Below are 21,888 nucleotides of genomic sequence, written 5' to 3'. Positions count from 1 at the left end.
GAATGTCAAAATCGTTGCAAGATGCCGGACCGAGCTCCTGCGGGAAGCCAAGGGCTGACCAGAAGGCTACTGCTGCCACCGTCGATGACCGGTGGAATGCACTGATGACGGCTGCTCAGAATGGGGACGACCGCGCCTATAATCAATTGATGAGCGAAGTGAGCCGTTGGCTGTCGCGATACTTCCATAAGCGGCTTCCGCCGGCGGCCGCCGAGGACGCCACCCAGGACGCATTGCTTTCCATTCACCTCCACAAGCAGAAATACCAGGCCAATGCGCCGATGACGCCTTGGCTGAAGACAATCGCCCGGTTTAAATGGATCGACCAGTTGCGCGGCCATGTGCGCACCCCGGACAGCCTCGGCGATATCGACGTGCCGATCGCCGATCACGGGCCCGCTGCGCGAGCAGCTATTCTCCTCGAGCTTCTCCTCTCCGAAGTGAAGCCGGCACAAGCCCTGGTTATCAAGCTGGTCAAGCTTCACGATGCCAGCGTCGAGGAAGCCTCCAGCGCGTCCGGACAATCACCGTCGCTGGTGAAGGTGAACATCCACCGCGGCCTGAAGCGTATCGGCCAGATGCTTTCGGACTGACGAGCGCCCGACTGGCCATGCTGCTGTAACCGCGCCTCCCCGTCCGCCGAGTGAAACAAGCAGGAGCGGTTGGCACCCGAACGACGGGTCCGGCTCGACCGCATTGTGGAGAACGGATCATGGGCTTCAATCAACCTGTCGGTGGCGGCGATCGCCGGGCATTCCTTCTACGTGCCGGCGCCGCGACGTTGAGCATCGGCGCGTCCGGCCTGATCGCCGGTCGTGCCGCGGCCGCCGCCAAACAGTCGGGCGATGTCGGCGTGATCCAGACGGCGCTCGCGCTGGAACACGAAGGCATCGCTGCCTATCAGATCGCGGGAAAGTCCGGCTTGCTCACTCCTGGAACGCTCAAGGTCGCGCTCGTTTTCATGGGGCATCACCAGCAGCACCGCGACTCCCTCGCCAAACTCGTCACCCAGCTTGGCGGCCGTCCGGCCGAGCCCAAGACCGACGCGCAATATATCGAAGAACTGAACCTCGGATCGCTTAAATCCGAAGGCGATATCGTGGCGCTTGCGACAACGCTCGAGCGCGGTGCCGCGAGCGCTTATATCGGCCAGATCTCCGCGCTCAAGGACCCCAGCATCGCCAAATTGTTCGCCTCGATCTCGGCGGACGAGGCGGTCCATTGGACGACGCTCAACAACGCCGCCGGAACGCCGATCCCGCCCAGCGCCTATGTCTTCGGCTGAGCGGAGACGGTTGATGCCACAGTCATCCGCCGCAAGGTTTCGGGTCGCTGCCGCCTTGTCCTTCGGGGCATTCGTCCTGGTTGCGGTCGCCCGGCCCACCGGCGCCCAGCCGAGCGCCGCCGTCGCCGACGTCACGGCGGGCCAGGCGCTCTATCAGAGCCGGTGCGCCGGTTGCCACTCGGTCGACGCCGACCGTATCGGGCCGCGTCACCGCAACGTGGTCGGACGCGCGGTCGCTTCCGTGCCGGGCTACAGCTATTCGAACGCCCTGAAGAAGCTGGGAGGCGTCTGGACACCGGCCAGGCTCGATCAGTGGCTGAGCGGCACACAGAAGATGGCGCCGGGAAGCAAGATGTACCTGCAAATGGACGATGTCGCCCAACGCCGGGTCATCATCACTTATCTCCAGTCGGTCTCTACGCCGACGAAGTAGGTCGCTGCGACGGGCGACCGATCGCGCGTGACCGGCGCTGTGGCTGGTTTCCGTGCGATCGGTTTGAAGGCCGCCGCGATGACGCGGCGCCGATCCGACCATCGATCGAACGCGTGCAATTTTCGACGAACAAGGAAGCTATAGATGTCCAGGGAAGCCTATGACGTAGTTATCGTTGGCGCAGGCTCTGCGGGCTGCGTCGTCGCGGCCTATCTCGCCGAGCACACCGATGCGTCGATCGCGCTGATCGAGGCGGGCAACTCGGATTGGGATCCGTTCGTCCATATCCCCTCCGGCTTCGCCATCATGCTCGCCCATGACCGGAATGTCTGGCAGTATGAAACCGTGCCGCAACATGGTGCTGTGAAAGCCTATCGCTCGGGCAAGGTGCTGGGCGGTGGCTCCTCGGTCAACGCGATGGCCTATGTCCGCGGCCAGCCTCGCGATTTCAACCAGTGGCAGGAAGCCGTCGGCGACACCGGCAAATGGTCGTACGAGGACCTTCTCCCTGTATTCATCGCTCAGGAGAGAAACGACACCTTCCACGACGAATATCACGGCATCAAAGGGGGGCTTTCGGTCGAGCAGCCCAAGGGGATCAATCCCCTGAACCAATATTGCCTCAAGGCCTTCCAGGAATATGGGGTGCCGTTCAATCACGACTATAACGGCAAGAGCCAGATCGGCGTCTCGCCGGTCCAGTCCACGACCGGGAATCATCGCCGCTGCAGCTCGGTCGATGCGCATCTGCGTCCGCACCTTGAATCAGGCCGGGTGACTCTTCTCACCGGGACGACGATCACGAGGGTCATCCTTGAAGGCAAGCGCGCCGTCGGCGTCGAGCTCAGCGGCCATGACCGCAAGAGGATCAAAGCCGGCCAGGTCATTCTGTCGGCGGGAGCACTTCATAGCCCGACGATCCTGATGCACTCGGGCATCGGACCGGCCGAGCATCTGCGCGACCATGGCATCGACGTGATCGTCGACTCCCCGGACGTCGGCGAGAACCTCCAGGACCACCCGATGGTGCCCGTGCGGGCCTATGTGAAAGGCGATCTCGGCTATCAGATGACGGCAATGGGCTTCGGCGTCGTGAAGGCCGGCCTCAGGTATCTCATTACCAAGGACGGCCCGGCAGCAGGCATCGGCATCGAAAGCGTCACCCATTGGAACCCATCGGATTTCACGGCCGAACCGACGATCCAATGCTATCACGCGCCGATCATCGCGAACCAGGACCTCGCACCGACCGGCCACCGCTCGGGAATCACGCTGGAGACCGTCGTGCTGCAACCCAAAAGCCGTGGCTGGATACGCTTGGCCGACGCCGATCCGACCTCGATGCCGCTCATCAATCCTAAGTTCCTCGACCACGAATACGATCTGAAGGCGACCGTCGAAGCCGTGCGAGCGGTCCGCAAGGTCATGGCCCAGCAATCGCTGGCGGCGGTGATCGAGGAGGAGCTGGAACCCGGCCCGGCCACTCAGTCGGATGCAGAGATCGCCGAATGGGCGAAGCGAGCGGTCACGACGATGTGGCATCCGGTCGGAACCTGCCGGATGGGCCAGGACGAGCGGTCGGTCGTCGACGCAAGGCTCCGGGTCAGGGGCGTCGAGGGCCTGCGCGTCATCGATGCCTCGATCATGCCGAACATCACGAGCGGCAACACGAACGCGCCAACCCAGGCGCTCGCCCGACATGCCGCGAAGATGTTGGTCGAGGATTTGCAGAAGAGCGGCGTCAGCTTGGCCGCCTGAGGCGCACCAGCCGAAGCCGTCTCGCTCCGGCCCTGAGTCTCGCCCAAATGGCAAGACCAGGCCGGGCGCAGTGGATCAGATCCGGCGACATCCCATCTTCGGGTCGATGGATAGGAAGGAGTTTTCGATGGCCAAGTACGAGAAGAGCCGTGACGCGATCGCCAAGCTGACGCCGGAGCAGTTTCGCGTCACGCAGGAGAGCGGAACCGAACGCGCCGGGACCGGCGCCTATCTCGGCAACAAGCAGGCCGGCATCTATGTCGACATCGTCTCGGGCGAACCGTTGTTCGCGTCTTCCGACAAATACGAGTCCGGCTGCGGCTGGCCGAGCTTCACCAAGCCGATCGAGCCGGCGAACGTCGCGGAACTGAACGACACGAGCCACGACATGGTGCGCACCGAGGTGCGCTCGAAGCATGGCGACAGTCACCTCGGGCACGTCTTTCCCGATGGCCCCAAGGACCGCGGGGGTTTGCGCTACTGTATCAACTCGGCATCGCTTCGCTTCGTGCCGAAGGCCGAAATGGCGGCCCAGGGTTATGGCGACTATCTCGATCAAGTGGAGGACATCTGATGAGCACGGAACGCGCGGTACTGGCGGGTGGATGCTTCTGGGGCATGCAGGACCTGATCCGAAAGATGCCCGGCGTCCTCTCCACCCGCGTCGGCTACACTGGCGGCGACGTGCCGAACGCGACCTACCGCCATCACGGCAGCCATGCCGAGGCGATCGAGATCAACTTCGATCCTGAGAAGACATCCTATCGCAAGCTGCTCGAATTCTTCTTCCAGATTCACGATCCCACGACGCCCAACCGCCAGGGAAACGATCGCGGAGCAAGCTATCGCTCGGCGATCTATTTCACGAGCGACGAGCAGAAGGCGGTGGCGGAAGGCACAATTGCCGATGTCGAGGCGTCGGGCTTTTGGCCGGGCAAAGTGGTGACCGAGCTCGAGCCGGCCGGTCCCTTCTGGGAAGCGGAACCTGAGCACCAGGATTATCTCGAGCGGATCCCGAATGGATATAGCTGCCACTTCGCGCGGCCAAACTGGGTCTTGCCCCACCGTCCAGGGAAAGCGGCCTAGCGCATCATGAAGATCGTGGTGATCGGGGCCAGCGGCCGCATCGGCGACATATTGACGCGGAAGCTGCTGCTGGCCGACTGCGAGGTCTTTGCGGCCGCGCCGACTTATGGGGTCGACAGCGTGACCGGCGTCGGGCTGGCGGAAGCGCTGGCCGACGCCGACATCCTCATCGACGTGTCCAATTCACATTCGGTCGAGGGCGCCGCGGCAATCCGCTTCTTCGGCACGTCGTGCCGCAATCTCATCGCGGCCGGTCATCGGGGAGGCATCCGGCACCATATCATCCTGTCCATCGTCGGGGTCGATCGGCTCACGACTGCGGGCTATTTCGAGGCAAAGAAGCTTCAGGAAGATCTGATCAGGGAGTCTGGGACGCCGTTCACGATCGTGCGATCGACCCAGTTCTTCGAATTCATCCGCGACGTCGTGCAGGACGGTACCGCATGCGCGATTCCGGTATCGACTGCGTTCGTGCAGCCGATCTCCGGTGGAGACATCGCTGACGCCTTGGCGCGCGCGGCGTTCGGCGATCCCGCCAACGCCGTCGTGGAGATCGCAGGCCCCGAGCAGATCCGGCTTTGTGACGTAGCCGCCGAGATCGCGACCGCGTTCGAAGACGAGCGCAGCGTCGTGCCAGACAGCCACGCACCCTATTTCGGCGCCGAGATCGGGGAACGCGCGCTTCTTCCGGGATGGGATGTCCGCGTCGCATCTCGCAGATTCGACGATTGGTTCCGCGACAGTCTGCAGCCCAGTTGGGCGAAGATCCCGACCGACTGAACGCACCGCATCGACGCCTGTGTCGACAGGCCCCGCTCGCGCAACGTAACCAGATCGCGCGCCGCGGCGAAAAACACCAGGACACCGATGGCGCGAATTGCGCCGTCGATAATAGCGCGGACGGCCAAGGTGCGACATGATCAAAGCTGGCGAGGGATGAGCCAATGACTTCGGCAGAGACGATAGGGCTCGGTGGCGGATGCCATTGGTGCACGGAAGGAATCTTCCAGATGCTGACAGGCGTTGCGCAGGTCGATCAAGGTTTCATTCGGTCCGATCCACCCTCCGGTACATGGGCGGAGGGCGTAATCGTTCATTTCCAGCCGGCCAAAATCAACCTTTCGATCCTCATCGAAGTCCATCTGCGAACGCATCGAGCAACCGCACCCTACGAGGCTGAAAGCAAGTATCGGAGCGCGATTTACACCTTTGATGAAGAGCAAAACCGGCAGGCAATCGATGCCATCTCGGCACTCCAGCGGGGTTTCGACGATCCGATCGGGACAAGGGTGCTTCCTTTTCGCGAATTCAGGCCATCGGATGATCGCTTCCAGAATTATTATATGAGCGACCCGGAGAGACCATTTTGCCGTAGATATATCGACCCCAAGCTCGATTTCATCCGCCGGAACTTTGCCGAGGTTATAGCGAGCGGCGGAAATGCGGACGGCGACGAACAACATTGATGCCGGACGGCCAGGATGAGTTCATGTCAGCGCTCGAAGCGCTGCCTCTTGGCTATACCGAAGGGCATTTCGAGGGGCGACGCTACGGCATGACGATCACCAGATCCGGCGATGGCCGCAGATGGTGGCTTTTTGCCAGAGAACTCGGCGGCTCCGATATTGTCAGTTTGAACCTGTACCGCCCGAGTAGCGGCCGGATTGCACTCAGACCCTGCGAGATGTCGGTCGAAAAGGTGACTGGCTTTGTCCGAAACTATCGACCGACAGAGGCTCCACGATCATGATGACGCCGGCGCCATTGTATCGCGGCCTGGCCCCATTAAATTGTTGGCATGCACCAAAATAGTGTTTCGTTTCGCGAGCATCGCGAGCTCGGCGATGTCGCGTGGCTGCGTGATCACGATCGCGCGCTGGCGCTTGCGGCAAAGCAGAACAAGCCCGTCCTTCTGTTATTCCAAGAGGTCCCCGGATGTTCGACCTGCGTTGGATTCGGGCAAGACGTTCTGACGCATCCTTTGATGGTGGAACTGATCACCGACCGGTTCGTGCCGGTCGCGATCTTCAACAACCATGCGGGCGCGGACGCCGAGGTCCTGCGCCGCTACGACGAGCCATCCTGGAACAACCCTGTGGTGCGGGTTATCGGCCGTGACGGAGCCGAGCCGTTGCCTAGGTTTGCCGATCGCTATGATGCCCTGGGACTGCAGCAATGGATGGTCGCGGTTCTCGAAAAGCTCGGGGAAGAGATTCCCGGCTATTTCCGCTTGCTGGGTCGCGACCTGCTGCTCGAAAATGGGCTGAGCAAGTGCGCCACTTATACGACGCCGTGCTTCTGGTCGGGCGAAACCAGCCTCGCCCAGCATCCCGCCATTATCACGACCGATGCCGGCTGGGTCGATGGCGAGGAAGCGGTCCGCGTGCATTTCGATCCGCGCCAGGTCTCGCACGTGGATCTGGATGGCTATGCCCGCGGGGAGCTATTCGAGCCGATAGAACACGGCGGCTTCGGGTTGGACCGCGAGCCGCAATTCTACCTGCGCAAAACGCCCGCGCGCCATCTGCCTTTGACGCCAGCCCAACGTACCCGGATCAATGTGGCGGTGCCTTATCGCGCTTCGATCGTCGAGCTGCTCAGCCCGCAGCAATCCGCATGGCTCGCCGATCCCCGGCTGACGCAATCGAGCGGCGACGAAACCTATCGCGCGGACATTCGGGAGAGCTGGAAGGCGCTGACGGCGCAGCTTGGCCTCATCGGCAACAAAGGCACATAGACCGTCATCCGCCGGCGGTCGGGGTACACGCGAACATTGCCCGCCGTGGTCGGACGGCTCGATCGCCGCATCCGACCTCCGGCGCCAGACATAGCGACGGCGAGGCGCGCCTCAAGCGGCCAAGGGCTTCGCCATCCGCACGCGCTGCCGGTCGGCCCAGGCGGATACCGCGTCCGGCGCGACGCCCAGGACCATCAGCAACGCCTCGGCCGCCTCGATGCCGTGCGACGCCTCGGCCGAGACCACTGCTTCGATCCCAAGCTCGTTCAGTTGGGCGGCCTCGTCGTCGGTGCGCACCACCCAGAGGCGGTGGAGGTTGGGGAACAGCGCGACGGACGATGGCATCCAGTCGCGGGCGGCCTCGATCGAGGCCGCCGTCATCACACTGAATTCGCGACCGCCGAGATCGACGGCACGCCAGAGCCTGGCATCCGAGGCATCCCCGAAGGAAGCGTTGTAGCCATCTGCCACGGCCCGGCGAAGTCGGGCGCCATCGCGCTCTACGGCATCATAGCCGATGTCGAATTCCCCGAGGGCGTCGGCGATCGTCCGCCCGACATCGCCCATCCCGACGATGATCACCGGATTGACATTTCCTTGCGGCACCAGTTCGGTTTGCATCCTGCGCGTCGCGCGGCTCCGCAAGCGACCCGCGGCGGTCCGGCCGATGTAACCGAGCGCGGGCGTCACCGCGAGCGTCAGTGCAACAGCAGCGATGAGCTGGGCAACGTTTGCACTACCGACAGCAGAGCGAACGGCGGGCACGTTGAACACGACGAAGGCGAATTCCGAGCCGCCGGCCATCAGCACCCCCAGCTGAACGGACCCCGGGACGGACCAGCGAAAGGCCAGACTCGCCAGGATATTGGCAATCGATTTGAGCGCGATGATTCCGGTCGCCATCAAAAGGATCGCGGGCCAGGCGGTTTCGATCACGGCGCGGTCGAGCGATGCGCCGACGGAGAGGAAAAAGAAGCTGACCAACAGGCCGCGGAACGGTCCGATCTCCGAGCGAACGCTGGCTTTGAACGGGCTTTCGGCGACCATCATGCCACCGAGGAAGGCGCCAAGCGTCATCGACAAGCCCACCGTCGCGGCCAACCAGCCTGCCGCCAGCGCGATCAGCAGAGCGGTCGCGGTGAAGACCTCCTCAGCGCCGTGTTTCGAGAGGATCGCGAAGAGCGGTCGCACAATGAAGCGGGCCGACAGCAGCGACAGACCGATAGCCAGCACCGTCTTCAACAGCGCCGCAAGCATGGCAGGACCTGCCGCGCCGCTCTCCAGCGACGTCGTCAGGATGAGGAGGAAGATCGCGGCCACGTCCTGGAAAATCAGGATCGCGACCGCAGTCAATGCGACAGGACAATTCTGCTGCCGACGGTCCGCGATAACGCCCGCCACGATGGCGGTGGACGAAAGCGCCAGTGCGGTGCCGACGATGAACGCGGGCATCGCAGCGAGACCCAGCGCCCAGGCACAGGTGGCGATAAGGAGCGTCGACGCCCCGACCTGGAGCGGTCCGAAGCCGAATATGTCGCCTGCTTCGCGTCTAATGTGAGCGGTCGAGAAATGCAGACCGATATCGAACAGCAGGAAAACGACACCGAGCTCGGCCAGGAGGTGAACCGTCCCGCCTGCCGAAAGCAGTGCCGGGTGCACCGCGGAAACCATCATGCCGAGAAAAAGGTAGCCGACGATCGGGTTCACTCGCGCCATCCGCGACAGGACCGCGGCTGCGATACCAAGCGCCAGAATGATCAGGATCGGAAAAACAGCTTCGGCGATCTCCACGAGCACTACCCTTGGTTGTGTTGGCAGAACCCGGCCTTTGTTCCGAACCCTATTGAGATGTCTCGGTTGGAGCGGCCGGACGGTTACGCCCGAAGATCAATCCGTTGCCCCCTCACTGCCGATGTAACTTTTGGGCTGTCCCGTCCGAGCCATTCAAGGAACCACAAGGAAGGCGCGATGACGGACGAGATCATCAACAATGTGTCGATGAGCAGATATGAACTGCCGATCGCTGACGAAGCCGTGGCGCTTTCCTATTACAGCCTGGAAGACGGTCGCGTGGTCCTTCGGCACACAGAGGTGCCGCCCGAATATGGCGGGCAAGGCATCGGAAAGCGGCTCGCGCATGCGGTCTTCGAGTTGCTCAAGGCCGACGGTAAGCGGGTGGTCGCCAAATGCCCGTTCATGGCCGCCTACGCCGCCCGCAACCCTGAATATGCCGTTATGCTCGATGGGTGATCTGCTCCCAGGTTTTGTGGCTCGGGAGACAGCGCGGTGAGCATCCTGGCCGCGGTGCATGACGGCAACGAAGTTGCGCGATGGATGGAGTGGGACGGCACTACCGCCGTTGTGCCCGAACAGGGTTTCGCCTGGATCGATGTCGTGGATGCCGAGGGCGACGACATCGGCAAGCTTCAGCACACGTTCGGGCTACACGAACTCGCCGTCGAGGATTCGATGAGCGCGTCGCAGCTGGCGAAGGTCGATCTCTATGACGATCATATCTTTGTCGCTGTGAAGGCAGCTGCTCTTAGCGACAGCAGGATCGAATATACCGATATCAACATCTTCCTCGCTGAGAGACGGATCATCACGGTTTGTCGGATGGAAACCGCCTTTGGCCACAGGCTGAGGGAGCAGATCGATCGGATAGGCGCTAAGAAAATGGTGGGGCCGGAATTCGTCGCCCATCAAGTCCTCGATTTGATCGTCGACGACTATTTCCCCATCGTCCAGATGTTCGCCGATGAAGTGCTGTTGATGGAAAAGCGCCTGCTCGACAGCTCATTGGGACGCGAGGAGATCTCGCGGATCTTCCAGCTCCGGCGCGAGACTATCCATTTCAAGCGCGTGCTCACCCGGATGAGCGACGTGTGCAACAAGCTCGCCAATCTCGATCTTCCTTGCGTCTCCAACGGCGCGAAGCCCTATTTCCGCGATGTCCTCGATCATCTCGCGCGGATCGATGCCATGAGCGATGGTTTGATCGACGTGATCCGGACTGCGATGGAAGCCAGCAGTCTCCTCGAGGAGCAACGGCAATCGGCGATAACCCGCCAGCTCGCCGCCTGGGCCGCCATCTTGGCGATACCGACCGCGATATCCGGCATCTTCGGGATGAATTTCGTGAGTGGCCCCTCGTCGCTGACGACATGGGAATCGCTGACGATATTCGGCACCATGGCCGCTATCTGCGGCTTCCTCTATTGGCGCTTCCGGCGGCTGGGATGGTTGAGGCCCGGCAAGGCCAATTGAAGCGCATAGTCCGATTTGCCTGGCTCTCCGGATCAGTGTCGGCCGGTTCCTGTAACCCGGCACCTTAGCGGCGCGAGTGATGTTGGTCGCCGGCGTCGGATTCGCCGGAGACTTTCGAACGACACCACAATTCACATGAACGGGGATCAATCAAATGGCCGGATTCGAAGCCGTGAAAGAGCATATGGAAGTGATTGGCGCGGATGGCGCACACGTCGGGACCGTTGATCGCGTGGTCGGCGACCGCATCAAGCTGGCCAAGGCCGACAGTGGCGAGGGCCAGCACAAGGGCCACCACCATTTCATCTCCCGTGGCCTGGTCGCCGAGGTCGAAGGCGCGACCGTCCGCCTCAGCGCGAACGGCGATGTCGCGGTGACCTTTGAGGAAGAAGAATAGGCACAGGACCACGCTCCGGCAGTGATCGGCTGAGCAAAAAAAGGGAAAATGTGAAGATGACGAACGTGAGTCCCGAGCCGCTCCGGACGCCGACGGATCTCGATCGAGACGCTGCGGCCGGCCTCGCCGATAGGTTGAACGCGACGCTGGCCGACAGCTTCGCGCTCTACCTCAAGACGAAGAACTTCCACTGGCATGTCTCGGGACCGTCGTTTCGGGACTACCACCTCCTGTTCGACGAACAGGCCGGTCAAATCCTCCTCGGCACTGATGTGATCGCCGAGCGAGTTCGAAAGACCGGGAACACGACGGTGCGCTCGATCAGCGACATTGCCCGGCGCCAGACGTTGCAGGACAATGATGCCGACTTCGTCGGTGCCGCCGACATGCTTGCCGAGCTGAGGAAGGACAATCTCTACCTGGTTGAATCGCTGCGGGCCACGAAGGCCGCGGCGGACGCGGCCAAGGACAATGCCACCTCGGCCATGATCGATACCCTGACCGACGAAGCCGAGCAGCGCGCCTGGTTCCTGTTTGAAACCGGACGCTCGGCCTGAGGTCGCGAGAAGGGATTTTTTCCGTACCCCGGCACAGGTTGTAACCGCAGCCTGTGCCGGACCGTGATCTTCTTGAATGCTCAATGCGATCAAGGAGGGTGGCATGCGGAAGGCCTGGATTCCATTTCTTGCGAGCGTAGCCGTTTTGGCGACGTCGCTTGGCTATGCTCAGTCGCGCGTGAAAGCCCAGGCGTCCGCGCAACCGGATGCGCCGAATGGGCGGTACCTGCCGGAATATGCGGCGGACGGATCGCTAAAACTGCCTCGGAACTGGCGAAGCTGGGTCTTTATCGGCGCGCCCCTTACCCCGAACGCGCTGAACGGCGGGAAAGCCAATTTCCCCGAATTCCATAACGTCTATATCGAGCCCGGTTCGTACGCGATCTACAAGAAGACCGGGGTGTTTCCCGAAGGAACGATCTTCTTCAAGGAATTGCAGCTCACGCTACCGGGCGAAAGTCCGGACGGGTCGAGAACGGAGCCCTCCGGTCGCGGCTATTTCCCCGGCGCCTACAATGGTGCCGACGTCAGCGTGAAGGACACGAAGCGATATGCCGCCACCGGTGGGTGGGGATATTACAACTTCAATCATCACGAGCCAAAGGCAGCGACGGCCATGCCGAAGCCGAAGGACGAATGCGCGGCTTGCCATATCGGTAGCGCGAAAAAAGACGACGTGTGGACCCAGTTCTACCCGCTGCTCGACAATCTCTCGCTCAAATAAGCTGGCATCACGCTGGATGAACTTCAGGAGGCGCGACATGAAAAAAATGCGGCTTGGAACTGCTGCGAGCTATACGTTGCTGCTCGGGTCCGCGATTGCGTTCGTGGCCGGCTGCGCTCAGAAACCCGCGACCGGCGCGGGTCCTGCGGCAGCGGACACATCAATCGTCGATGCCGGCGGGAATATGCGGGTCCCGACGGACTATCGCACGACCTACCAGACCCTCGGTACCTGGGCGATTGCGGCCGACGGCAAGGGCTCGAAGGAGATGCATATCGTCTATGCCTCACCGGGAGCGGCGGCCGCCTATCAGAAGACCCGGCAATTCCCCGACGGAACGGTCCTCGTGAAGGAAGTCTACGAGACCCAGACGGCCGACATGACGACCGGCACCGTCAGCCATGCCGAGAAGCTCAAGGGCTGGTTCGTGATGGTCAAGGACAGCAAGAATTCCCACCGGGGCAAACCCCTATGGGGCGACGGCTGGGGATGGTCCTGGTTCGATGCCGGCAACCCGACCCACACCACATCGACCAACTACAAGAACGATTGCCAAAGCTGCCACGTGCCGGCGCAGGCGACCGACTGGATCTACGTGAACGGATATCCGGTCTTGCGGAAATGACCTCGCCGAGGGCGCCCAAGGGGTGCCCTCGGCGACCGAAGCGACACCGCCCTGGGTGGACGCGAAAACGTGATGGAAGGAAAGCGGCATGGAACAGGCCCCCCAGATCGGTGACAGGATCACTGATAAATCATCGACCCCCAGTGCGGAGACGATCCGAGACTGGCTCGGCCCTGAGGCATTCGCGCAGTGGGTCGAGTTGCAGAGCTGGATCGAGAAATCCTATCCCGGCGTGTTCACGCCGGAATGGCTCTATGGAGGCCAGAAGAAGGGTTGGTCGCTGCGCTACAAGAAGACCAAGGCCTTCTGCACCTTCCTCCCCGAATACCGGCGGCTTTCGGTCGTGGTCGTGTTCGGCGGATTGGAACGCGACAAGTTCGAGGACCGGCGGTCGCTCTGGCGCCCTCAATTGGTCGAACTCTATGACGGGACCAAGACCTATCCTGATGGCAGGTTCCTGACGGTGGCGATCGGTTCGGCGGAAGACCGTGAGGAGCTGAAGGAGTTGCTGACCATGAAACGCCCGCCGACGGCGGGCTGAACGCCGCGGGAGGAACATCGACGGCTGGTGGTGACGTTGGTCGACCACCGGTGATCGATGGATCGGACATGTCCCACACCGCGCCGCCCGGCTTCCGAACCGCGACCTAGACACCAGGTGTCAGGAATAGCTCAAACAACGTCACGCGCGGCATACCGGTGAACGCGGTACTCCCGGTTGCCGCCGTACTTGGCGTGCCGCTCCGACACCGATCAGCATGAGGACCGCGCCAGCAAACAATGCTCCGACATCGCGACGATCGGCGCAGCTCCCCTGCAAGGCGCTAGCGCGGCTTCCACCCTGCCCCTGCCCTGCCTCTCCCCGGCTGAACGTCTGACCATTCGACCGGGGATCGATAATCAGAGCGGTTGTGCGACCGCGTCGAGGATCACGAACGGCGTCTCTGTCCTGATCACCTGAACATCGCCCCAACCACCCTTGGCGAGCAAAATGCGATACTCGTCCAGCGTCCGTTCGCGGCCGGTCGCCATCACCAACATGTTCATGTCCATGAGCGGCGCGAGACCTGGCTCATTGGCCGGGCCAACGAGAAGCTCAATGATCGCGATCCGAGCGCTGGGGGGTGCCGATCGACGGCAGTTGCGCAGTATCTCAATGCATTGCTCGTCATTCCAGTCATGCAGGATGTACTTGAGGAGGTAGAGGTCAGCTGACGGCACTTCCTCGAAGAAATCGCCCCCGACTGCCGCCGTGCGATCCTGCACGCCGGCGGCCGAGGCAAACCGCGGCACCTCCGGAACGACATCGGGGCGATCGAATACGGTGCCGCGCAAATCCTGGTTGGCTTCGAGCAACGCGATCAGCAAGGCGCCACCGGCACCCCCAACGTCGATGGCATGGTCAAGAGCGCTGGTGTCGAGCAGCCGCGCCACCTCAGCGGATACCGCCGCCGTCAGGTCGCGCATGGCATTGGTGAAGGCCTCGTTCTCGACAGGGTTCTGCTGATAATATTCGAAAATACCAGCACCCAGCACAGGGATCGTCTGCGGCGCCCCGGCGCGTACTGCCTCGGGCATATGTCCCCACGGCTTCCAGTGGCCCGGACTCGCCAGCGCCACCGCGAACCCGCGCAGCGACTGCGGATTGTCCTTGCGCAGCAAGCCGAGCAACGGCGTGCCGGCGAAGCGCCCGTCGTCGTCCACCGTGGTCAGCCCCTGGGACGCGCAGGCGCGTAGGAATCGCCTGGTGGCATCGACGTCCAGCCCCTCCGCTTCGGCGAGCGCCTGCGCGGTCATGGGTTGTTCCAAGAGGCGCTCGGGCAGGCCGAACTCCACCGCGGTTCGGACCATCTGAGTGACCCAATAGCCGGTGATCATTCCCATCATGCGCTCGCCGAGATCGATTCCGTCAGCGGTCGGAATCTGGTCAAGTCCTTGGGGGTTGTTCATGGGTACTCCTAGGTAGACTGGCACATGTTGTGCGGTAGACTGGAACAGCAGGCGTCTGTCCCTGGACGCGAATCCGCGAGAGACGATGCTCAATAGTTTGGGCGTCAGATGCGTCTCAAAACCCGATCGACGCACCGGCCTGGAAGCTTCGGCCGTAAACGCCCTCGAAATAGGTCACGACCCCTCCATTTCCCGGCGCAGGGGAAGGGATGCCTTTGTCGAACAGGTGTTCACGACCCATCTCGCGGAAGAAGGCCGCCGGTACGCAGCGAGCTATTCCGTAACCAGATGCATCACCGGAAAGCCCATCTTGGCCGCGAATATTTCCTGGAGCGCCACTGCGGCCGGGAGCGGCCGCCAGGCCACGGTGATGCTGTCGATCAGACCGTCGTCATCGAGGTGAAGACGCTCGTTTCCCTGGACCGTGATGCCATCGCGCGCGAAGGTGAAGAACACCGCCACGTCCCTGTCCGACGTAATCGACAGATTTACCTCGAGGGTTTCGATCGTTTCGATAAAACCGGAGAGGATCGCCACGACGGCGTCCCTGCCCTCGATGACATCGGCATAGATCGGCCCGTGAAGCACGATACCTTCCGCGAAATGCGGCGCGATACCGAGCTTGTCCCGGCTGCTCAAAGCTTTGAAATAGTCGTCTACATGAACGGAATTCATCGAAGTCACTCCGGAAGGATTGTTGATCTGGCGATTGGACGGTTGACCCACCGGCGCTCGGTTCGAGGCAAGCCTTCACCCGAAAGGCAGCCGGCGGGTCAGTCTTGATCTGGCGTTTACGGTCAGCCGTTCATTCGGTCGGCATGGTGTAGGACGGAATGACCTTCATCTCGGTCATCCACCGGAAGGTGGTGAATTCGTCGAGATCGGTCGCGGTGCCGATACGAGAGGCATTCCCGGACTGCTTGACCCCGCCGAATGGGGCATTGACGTCGATCTTCATCGTCTGATCGTTGAGATGCACCATGCCGCTCTCGACGCCCTTCGCGACTTCTCGCGCGTGGTTCAGCTCACCGAAGACCGATGCCGCCAGGCCGTATTTCGAGGCATTTGCCAGCCGCACCCCTTCTGCATCGTCTCGGAAGGTGATGATCGGCGCAATGGGGCCGAATACCTCGTCCGTCACGAGACGCGACGTGGGAGTAAGGTTGGTCACGACCGTCGGGCGATAGAACGGGCCTTCGAAGGTGCCGCCCTCCAGCACCTTTCCGCCCTCGGCTACGGCGTCCTGCACCAGCTGGTGGATCCTGTCGCGCTCATGCTCGCTGATGATGGGGCCAAGTTGGACCGTCTCTTTCCACGGGTCGCCGATGGTCATCTCGCGTGCGAGTTCCGCGAGACGTGTGGAATAGGCCACCGCGACGCTTTCGTGGACGATGTGGAGCCCCACTGCGACGCAGATCTGTCCCTGGTGCAGGAAGCTCGCGAACGCGCTCGCGCGAGCCGCCAGCTCGATGTCCGCATCCGCGAGCACCACGAACGGGTTCTTGCCGCCGAGCTCCAGCGAAAACCGCTTCAGCTCGCCGCCGGCCGCTCCGCCGATGTCACGGCCGACGGCTGTGGAGCCGGTGAAGCCGATCATGGCGATGTTCGGATCACGCACCAGCGCTCCACCAACGCCCCCGCGCGCGGTCACGACACTGAACACGCCCGCCGGCAACCCTGCTTCTTCGAGAATGCGGGCCAACAGCAGACCGCCCGACACCGGCGTGATCGAACTCGGCTTCAGCACGACGGTATTCCCGCCCGCGAGCGCCGGAGCGACTGCCCGAAGGGCAAGCACGAGCGGCCAATTGAACGGGCCGATGACCCCGACGACGCCGAGTGGTCTGCGCTCATAATAGCTGAGGGTCTCGGCGTCGTCCTTGACCACCGTCGACCACGGCTCGGAGAGAAGGTCAGCTGCGTGAACGAAATAATCCCGGGTGACGTCGATCTCGAAGTTCGACTTGTAGCGAGAGGACCCGGCTTCGCGGACGAGCCAGTACACCGCCTCCTCGCGATACTTGACCAGCAGCTCGGCGGCGCGGCGAAGGATGATGGCGCGCTCGCTCGGCGCAACCGCCGCCCAGCTTGGCGCGATCGCCTTCGCCTGGTTGCAAGCGGCGGCCATCTCGTCTGCGCTCGCGTCAGCCATCGTGCCGATCGTTTCTCCCGTCGCCTTGTCGCTGATCGGGATGGAACTCTTCGCAGCGATCCACGAGCCGACGTACATCTTGCCGTCCCAAAGCTCGGGCCGCATCAATTCGAACTGAAAATCGGGGGATTTGGACATCGTCTTACTCCTTCGGGGGGCCAGGGGATCACATTCCGTTTGGGGGCTTCGTCTGATCGCCGCCAACGGCGGGCGGTGGCGTGTCGAGGACAGGTGGCGCGCCCTCCCAGCCGCCGCCGAGCGCCTTGAACAGCGAGACCTGGAGGTTCGCGACGTTCGTGTCGGATTGCGCGAGCGCTTGGCGTGCCGCCGCACGGTTCTGCTCGGCGACGAGAAGGTCGAGGAAGTTGTCGCGCCCGGAGTCGAAGCGCTGCTTCGTTTGATTGGCGGCACTTTCCGCCGACGCAGTTGCGCGCGCGAGTGCGGCATTCTGGTCGAGGGCTGCTGCATAGCGGGCGAGTGCTTGTTCGGTCTCCCGAAGCGCCGTGAGGATCGTGCCCTCGTACTCGGCCAAGGAAACGTCCGACCCCGCGCGCGCCTGACGGATTTTAGCCCGGGCCACGCTGAAATTGGGGAACGTCCACGAAATGAGCGGACCGAGCGAGTATCCGAACGACGCCGACTTTCCGATGTTGCCGATCTTGGGTGCGCCGAGCGACACCGATCCGAGCAACGAGACAGACGGGAAGAGGGAGGCCGTAGCAACGCCAATCCGCGCAGTATCGGCCGCGAGCTTGCGTTCCGCGGCGCGCACATCGGGGCGGCGAGCCAGGAGGGCGGCGCCATCACCGATCGGTATCTGGGTCTTCACCTTTGGCACGATGCGACACGCCGAGGCGTCTGCGTCGATGTCGGCGGGCGGCCGGCCGGTCAGCGTCGCCAGCGCATAGAGTTGCGCGCGACGCTCTGCCTCGAAGCCCGGCACCTGGGCGTTGGCTTGCTCGACAAGGATGTTGGCCTGATCGACGTCGCGCTGTGTGCCACGGCCGGCGTCGAGCAAGCGTTGGGTCAGATCGCGCGTGTTCGCCTCGAGCGACGCGGTCTCGCGTGCCACGTCGGCCTGCATCGCCGCGCCGCAGGCATCGGCATAGCTTTGAGCTACCTGCGCCGCGATCGAAATTCTGACCCCTTCGAGGGTCGCTTCGGTTGACTGCGCGTCGGCTCGAGCAGCCTCGACCGATCGTGAAACGCGGCCGAACACGTCGACTTCGTAGCTGGCGTCGAAGCCTGCCTGGTAGAAATAGAAGTCGCTATGATCGGACCCGGATCCCGTGGCGCTACCACCCGTCGCCGGCCCAAGCTGGTCGGCTCCGACGCGCTGGCGCGAGTAGGAGGTCGACAGATTGGTCGTCGGAAGGCGTCCCGCCCTTGCCTCGGAGAGTTGCGCTCGGGCGAGCCGGAGATTTGCCGCGGCCACCCGGATGTCGGTGTTGTACCGGAAGGCGTCATTGATCAGCCGAGAGAGCACCGGGTCGGAATAGAGCTCCCACCATTTGGAAGAGGCTTGTGCCGTGGAAACGGCGACGGTCGATGCGCCTTCCTTGAATGGCTGCTTTGCGACTTCGGATACGGCGGGGGGTCGGTAGTTTGGCCCCACCGCGCAACCTGCGAGCCCCAGTGCGCCAGACAGAAGCAGTGCCGTGGAAAGTGTCCGTACAGGCATCATGCCTCGTCTCCCGCCGGCGCCGGGGCCGCAATTTGGGGTGTGCCTGAAGCGACGTCGGTGTGCGTCCCGAACCGGGCGCGAGCACGCGCAGTCCATGCGGAGATCCGTTCCGCCATCAGGCGATTGATGACGTAGAAGCTCGGCGTGAAGATCAGGCCGAAGAAGGTCACGCCGATCATCCCGAAGAATACGGCGACACCCAGCGCCTTGCGCATCTCCGAGCCGGCGCCGTGCGCGACGATCAGCGGGAACACGCCAAGGATGAACGCTATCGACGTCATCAGGATCGGACGGAGACGCTGGTGGGCAGCGCGTGTCGCTGCCTCCCAGTGGGTCAGCCCTTCCGTTTCTCCCTGTCTCGCAAACTCGACGATCAGGATCGCGTTCTTGGCCGCGAGGCCGATCAGCACCACCAGCCCGATCTGCGTCAGGACGTTGTTGTCCATGCCGAGCAGGTTGACCCCGAGAATGGCGGCGAGGAGACACATCGGAACGATGAGGATCACCGCCAGCGGCAGCACGACGCTTTCATATTGGGCGGCGAGGAGCAGGAACACGAAGAGAACCGCCAGCCCGAAGACATAGATGCCGGTATTGCCCGCCTGCGTCTGTTGATATGAGAGATCGGTCCATTCGATACCCATGCCCTTCGGCAGAACCCGCGCCGAAATCTCTTCCATCGCCTTGATGGCTTGACCGGAGGAGTAGCCGGGCGCGGCTTCACCTTGAATCTCCGCAGACGAGAACAGGTTGTAGCGGACGACGCGATATGGACCTGCTTGCTTGTCCACCTCCGCGATGGCCGCCAGCGGAACCATCTTCCCGGTATCGGAACGAGCGCGCAGCTGGAGAATGTCGGCCGCCGATTGCCGGTACGACGTGTCCGCTTGAGCGACCACCTGCCAGGTGCGGCCGAGATAGTTGAAATCGTTGACGTAGGCTGAGCCAAGGTAGGTGCTGAGCGTCGAGAACACGCGATCCACGGGCACGCCTAGTTGCTCCGCCTTCTCCCGATCGATCTTTACATGAAGGCGTGGCGTGGCGGTGTTGTAGGTCGTGAAGACCCGCCGCAGCGCGGGGTCCTTGTTCGCCTCCGCAATCACATCCTGCGCAGCCTTCTCAAGGGCGGCATAACCAAGGCCGGTGCGGTCCTCGAGCTCCATTTTAAAGCCGCTCGCGAGGCCAATGCTTCGGACCGGCGGCGGCGCGATCACCAGGACGTTTGCTCCGGTGATGCCGGAAAACGCCTTGCGCAGCTTGTCCGCGACTGCATCGGCATTAGCGGAACGGTCGCCCTGCGATTTCAGGTGGACGGCGATGAGAGCTGTGTTGGAGGCACTGGTGTAGGTCGCCCCATCGAACCCGGCAAAGGTCAGCGAGTGATCCGCTTCAGGGATGGTTGCGACCGCCCGTTGCACTTCCTTCGAGAGCTCGGTCGTGCGTTCGAGCGACGAGCCGGGCGGCAGCTGCAGCACCGCGAGCAGGAGGTTCTGATCCTGGGATGGAATGAAACCCTGCGGCGTGACGTAGAAGCGCCAACCCGTCGTAAAGATGAGCAGGCCGTAGACTACCGCGAGGATCACCAGGCGGCGCACAAGCTTGCTGGTGAGGTGGCCGTAATGCACCGAAAGGCGATCAAAGAGGTGATTGAACCACCGCGCAAATCGGCCCGGAGCTCCAAGAATCCCGGTTTTGGGCTCGGTGCGCTTGTCGGCCGGTTTGAGCAGCAACGCGGCCAGCGCGGGGGATAGCGAGAGCGACATGAAGGCCGAGACCACGGTGGCCGACACGATCGTGAGCGCGAACTGCTTGTAGAACTCGCCCGACAGACCAGGGATGAAGGCGGTCGGCAGGAAAACGCCGCAGAGCACCAGCGCGATTGCCACCAGCGCGCCGGAGACCTCTTTCATCGTTTCGTGGGCTGCCTCCTTCGGGGACAGATGCTTCTCGACGATCAATCGCTCGATATTCTCGACGACCACGATCGCGTCGTCCACCACGATGCCGATCGCCAGCACCAGTCCGAAGAGCGACAGGCTGTTCAGCGAGAAGCCGAAAGCCGCCATCGTCGCGAAGCTGCCGGTCAGCGAGATCGGAATGGCGATCAATGGGACGAGGGCCGCTCGCCAGCTCTGGAGGAAAAGCAGGACGATCGACGAGACGAGGAGGAGCGCGATGAGAAGCGTCTCCTTCACGTCCCGGATCGAGTCGGACACGAAGTCGAGCGGGTGGTGAGCCACCGAGTAAGCCATCCCCTTCGGGAAGTCCTTCGACAGCTCGGCGACGAGCGCCTTGGCGCGGTCTGCCGTTGCGAGGGCGTTGGTTCCGGGTTGCTGCTTGAGAACCAGGCCGATCGCGTTGCGGTCGTTCAGGAATGCATTGGTCGAATAATCCTGGGCGCCCAACTGGACCCTTGCAACGTCACGCAATCTCGTCAGTGCTCCGTCGGCCCGACGCTTGAGAACGATGTTGCCGAACTGCTCCGGACTGGTGAGCCGCCCTTCGGTGTCCACACCGAGCTGATAGGCATTCGCTTTCGTGCCATATGGTGGCTGGCCGATAATGCCGGCGGCGACCTGGGCGTTCTGGCCACGAATGGCCGCGACGATCTCATCAACCGTCAGGTTCCGCGCCGCTGCTTGATCCGGGTCGATCCAGATCCGCATCGCATAGTCGCGGCCACCGAAGCGCACCGTATCCCCCACACCCGGGACGCGCTTGATACGGTCGTTGATCTGCAAGGTGACGTAGTTCGAGATGAAGTCGGTATCGAGCGAGTTGTCGGGCGAGTAGAATGCGAAGCCGACAAGATCTTCCGCGGTGATCTTCCGGACGGTGACGCCGATCTGCCTCGTTTCGTCGGGCAGTCGCGGGAGCGCTTCGTCGACCCGGTTCTGGACCAGTACCTGCGCCTCATTGACGTCCGTGCCGAGCGCGAAGGTGATGGTGATAGCGACCGTGCCGTCACCGGTCGACGAGGTCGACATGTAGAGCATGTGCTCGACGCCGTTGATCTGCTGCTCGAGCGGAACGGCAACAGTCGATGCCATCGTCTCCGCGGTCGCGCCGGGGAACCGCGCGTTGACGACCACGGTGGGCGGCGCGACCTCGGGATACTGGCCGACCGGCAGCTGCGGATAAGCCACCAGGCCCATGATGGTGATCAGGATCGCGAGCACGGCCGCGAAGACCGGCCGCTCGATGAAGAAGTGCGGGAAGCGCATCGGTCAGCC

The 21,888-nt window shown here is 62.7% G+C and carries 23 protein-coding genes; 17 read left to right on the top strand and 6 right to left on the bottom strand.

All coding sequences use genetic code 11. The annotated features are described in order from the left end of the window. The first annotated feature begins 104 nt into the window (after positions 1-104). From WC729_RS14805 to WC729_RS14760, 10 genes are all read left to right on the top strand, one after another. Positions 105-593, top strand: a complete 489-nt coding sequence (locus WC729_RS14805) for a sigma-70 family RNA polymerase sigma factor (protein ID WP_372854073.1) — start codon at positions 105-107, stop codon at positions 591-593. Positions 594-712: 119 nt separating this feature from the next. Then, positions 713-1,285, top strand: coding sequence for a ferritin-like domain-containing protein (locus WC729_RS14800; protein ID WP_372854071.1), 573 nt, complete (start codon positions 713-715; stop codon positions 1,283-1,285). Positions 1,286-1,298: 13 nt separating this feature from the next. Further along, positions 1,299-1,718: a c-type cytochrome gene (locus tag WC729_RS14795; protein WP_372854069.1), complete on the top strand. Its 420-nt coding sequence runs from the start codon at positions 1,299-1,301 to the stop codon at positions 1,716-1,718. 144 nt (positions 1,719-1,862) lie between these two features. Further along, the gene (locus tag WC729_RS14790; RefSeq protein WP_372854067.1) at positions 1,863-3,476 is read left to right on the top strand and encodes a GMC family oxidoreductase; all 1,614 of its coding nucleotides are present in this window, start codon (positions 1,863-1,865) and stop codon (positions 3,474-3,476) included. Positions 3,477-3,603: 127 nt separating this feature from the next. Further along, complete coding sequence (msrB, locus tag WC729_RS14785; protein WP_372854065.1) at positions 3,604-4,050, top strand: peptide-methionine (R)-S-oxide reductase MsrB; 447 nt, start codon at positions 3,604-3,606, stop codon at positions 4,048-4,050. Next, positions 4,050-4,562, top strand: a complete 513-nt coding sequence (gene msrA / locus WC729_RS14780) for a peptide-methionine (S)-S-oxide reductase MsrA (protein ID WP_372854063.1) — start codon at positions 4,050-4,052, stop codon at positions 4,560-4,562. Before msrB ends, msrA begins: the two co-directional genes overlap by 1 nt. A 6-nt stretch (positions 4,563-4,568) precedes the next feature. Further along, positions 4,569-5,342, top strand: a complete 774-nt coding sequence (locus WC729_RS14775) for an SDR family oxidoreductase (protein WP_372854061.1) — start codon at positions 4,569-4,571, stop codon at positions 5,340-5,342. 164 nt (positions 5,343-5,506) lie between these two features. Next, a complete protein-coding gene (locus WC729_RS14770; RefSeq protein ID WP_372854059.1) occupies positions 5,507-6,028 on the top strand; it encodes a peptide-methionine (S)-S-oxide reductase in 522 nt (173 codons plus the stop codon). 23 nt (positions 6,029-6,051) lie between these two features. Beyond that, complete coding sequence (locus WC729_RS14765) at positions 6,052-6,312, top strand: hypothetical protein (RefSeq protein WP_372854057.1); 261 nt, start codon at positions 6,052-6,054, stop codon at positions 6,310-6,312. 48 nt (positions 6,313-6,360) lie between these two features. Next, complete coding sequence (locus WC729_RS14760) at positions 6,361-7,299, top strand: VPGUxxT family thioredoxin-like (seleno)protein, type 2 (RefSeq protein ID WP_372854055.1); 939 nt, start codon at positions 6,361-6,363, stop codon at positions 7,297-7,299. Between the two features lie 111 nt (positions 7,300-7,410). Here WC729_RS14760 and WC729_RS14755 read toward each other — a convergent pair whose 3' ends face one another. Further along, entirely contained in the window at positions 7,411-9,090 is a 1,680-nt protein-coding gene (locus WC729_RS14755; protein WP_372854053.1) for a cation:proton antiporter, read from the bottom strand. 177 nt (positions 9,091-9,267) lie between these two features. Here WC729_RS14755 and WC729_RS14750 point away from each other — a divergent pair, with 177 nt between their 5' ends. The 7 genes from WC729_RS14750 (at position 9,268) to WC729_RS14720 (ending at position 13,410) form a co-directional block, all read left to right on the top strand. Then, positions 9,268-9,549 carry a GNAT family N-acetyltransferase gene (locus tag WC729_RS14750; RefSeq protein ID WP_372854051.1) on the top strand — a complete coding sequence of 94 codons (282 nt, stop codon included), beginning with the start codon at positions 9,268-9,270 and terminating at the stop codon, positions 9,547-9,549. Between the two features lie 36 nt (positions 9,550-9,585). Then, complete coding sequence (locus WC729_RS14745) at positions 9,586-10,566, top strand: CorA family divalent cation transporter (RefSeq protein ID WP_372854049.1); 981 nt, start codon at positions 9,586-9,588, stop codon at positions 10,564-10,566. 154 nt (positions 10,567-10,720) lie between these two features. Continuing rightward, on the top strand, positions 10,721-10,963 hold the full coding sequence (locus WC729_RS14740; RefSeq protein ID WP_372854047.1) for a DUF2171 domain-containing protein: 243 nt from the start codon (positions 10,721-10,723) through the stop codon (positions 10,961-10,963). A gap of 56 nt (positions 10,964-11,019) precedes the next feature. Further along, positions 11,020-11,520 (top strand): Dps family protein, encoded by a 501-nt coding sequence (locus tag WC729_RS14735; protein ID WP_372854045.1) that lies wholly within the window; start codon positions 11,020-11,022, stop codon positions 11,518-11,520. 103 nt (positions 11,521-11,623) lie between these two features. Continuing rightward, positions 11,624-12,244, top strand: coding sequence for a cytochrome P460 family protein (locus WC729_RS14730; protein ID WP_372854043.1), 621 nt, complete (start codon positions 11,624-11,626; stop codon positions 12,242-12,244). Positions 12,245-12,281: 37 nt separating this feature from the next. Further along, entirely contained in the window at positions 12,282-12,869 is a 588-nt protein-coding gene (locus WC729_RS14725; protein WP_372854041.1) for a cytochrome P460 family protein, read from the top strand. Positions 12,870-12,957: 88 nt separating this feature from the next. Beyond that, a complete protein-coding gene (locus WC729_RS14720; RefSeq protein ID WP_372854039.1) occupies positions 12,958-13,410 on the top strand; it encodes a DUF3788 domain-containing protein in 453 nt (150 codons plus the stop codon). Positions 13,411-13,769: 359 nt separating this feature from the next. On the opposite strand, the gene WC729_RS14715 is transcribed toward WC729_RS14720, so the two are convergent. The 5 genes from WC729_RS14715 to WC729_RS14695 all read right to left on the bottom strand — a co-directional run bounded on the left by WC729_RS14715 (position 13,770) and on the right by WC729_RS14695 (position 21,879). Then, positions 13,770-14,753 carry a methyltransferase gene (locus WC729_RS14715; protein WP_372854037.1) on the bottom strand — a complete coding sequence of 328 codons (984 nt, stop codon included), beginning with the start codon at positions 14,751-14,753 and terminating at the stop codon, positions 13,770-13,772. 339 nt (positions 14,754-15,092) lie between these two features. Further along, the gene (locus WC729_RS14710) at positions 15,093-15,545 is read right to left on the bottom strand and encodes a nuclear transport factor 2 family protein (RefSeq protein WP_372854035.1); all 453 of its coding nucleotides are present in this window, start codon (positions 15,543-15,545) and stop codon (positions 15,093-15,095) included. Between the two features lie 79 nt (positions 15,546-15,624). Beyond that, a complete protein-coding gene (locus tag WC729_RS14705; RefSeq protein WP_372854033.1) occupies positions 15,625-17,175 on the bottom strand; it encodes an aldehyde dehydrogenase family protein in 1,551 nt (516 codons plus the stop codon). Then, positions 17,138-18,655, bottom strand: coding sequence for an efflux transporter outer membrane subunit (locus WC729_RS14700; protein WP_372854031.1), 1,518 nt, complete (start codon positions 18,653-18,655; stop codon positions 17,138-17,140). The genes WC729_RS14705 and WC729_RS14700 overlap by 38 nt, the downstream gene beginning before the upstream one ends. Further along, positions 18,652-21,879, bottom strand: a complete 3,228-nt coding sequence (locus WC729_RS14695) for an efflux RND transporter permease subunit (RefSeq protein ID WP_372854029.1) — start codon at positions 21,877-21,879, stop codon at positions 18,652-18,654. Before WC729_RS14695 ends, WC729_RS14700 begins: the two co-directional genes overlap by 4 nt. Positions 21,880-21,888 lie beyond the last annotated feature (9 nt).

This window comes from Sphingomonas sp., from assembly GCF_041661825.1.
Taxonomy (GTDB): domain Bacteria; phylum Pseudomonadota; class Alphaproteobacteria; order Sphingomonadales; family Sphingomonadaceae; genus Sphingomonas.
The sequence above is the reverse complement of the archived record's forward strand: the minus strand, read 5'-3'. Positions and strand labels throughout refer to the sequence as shown.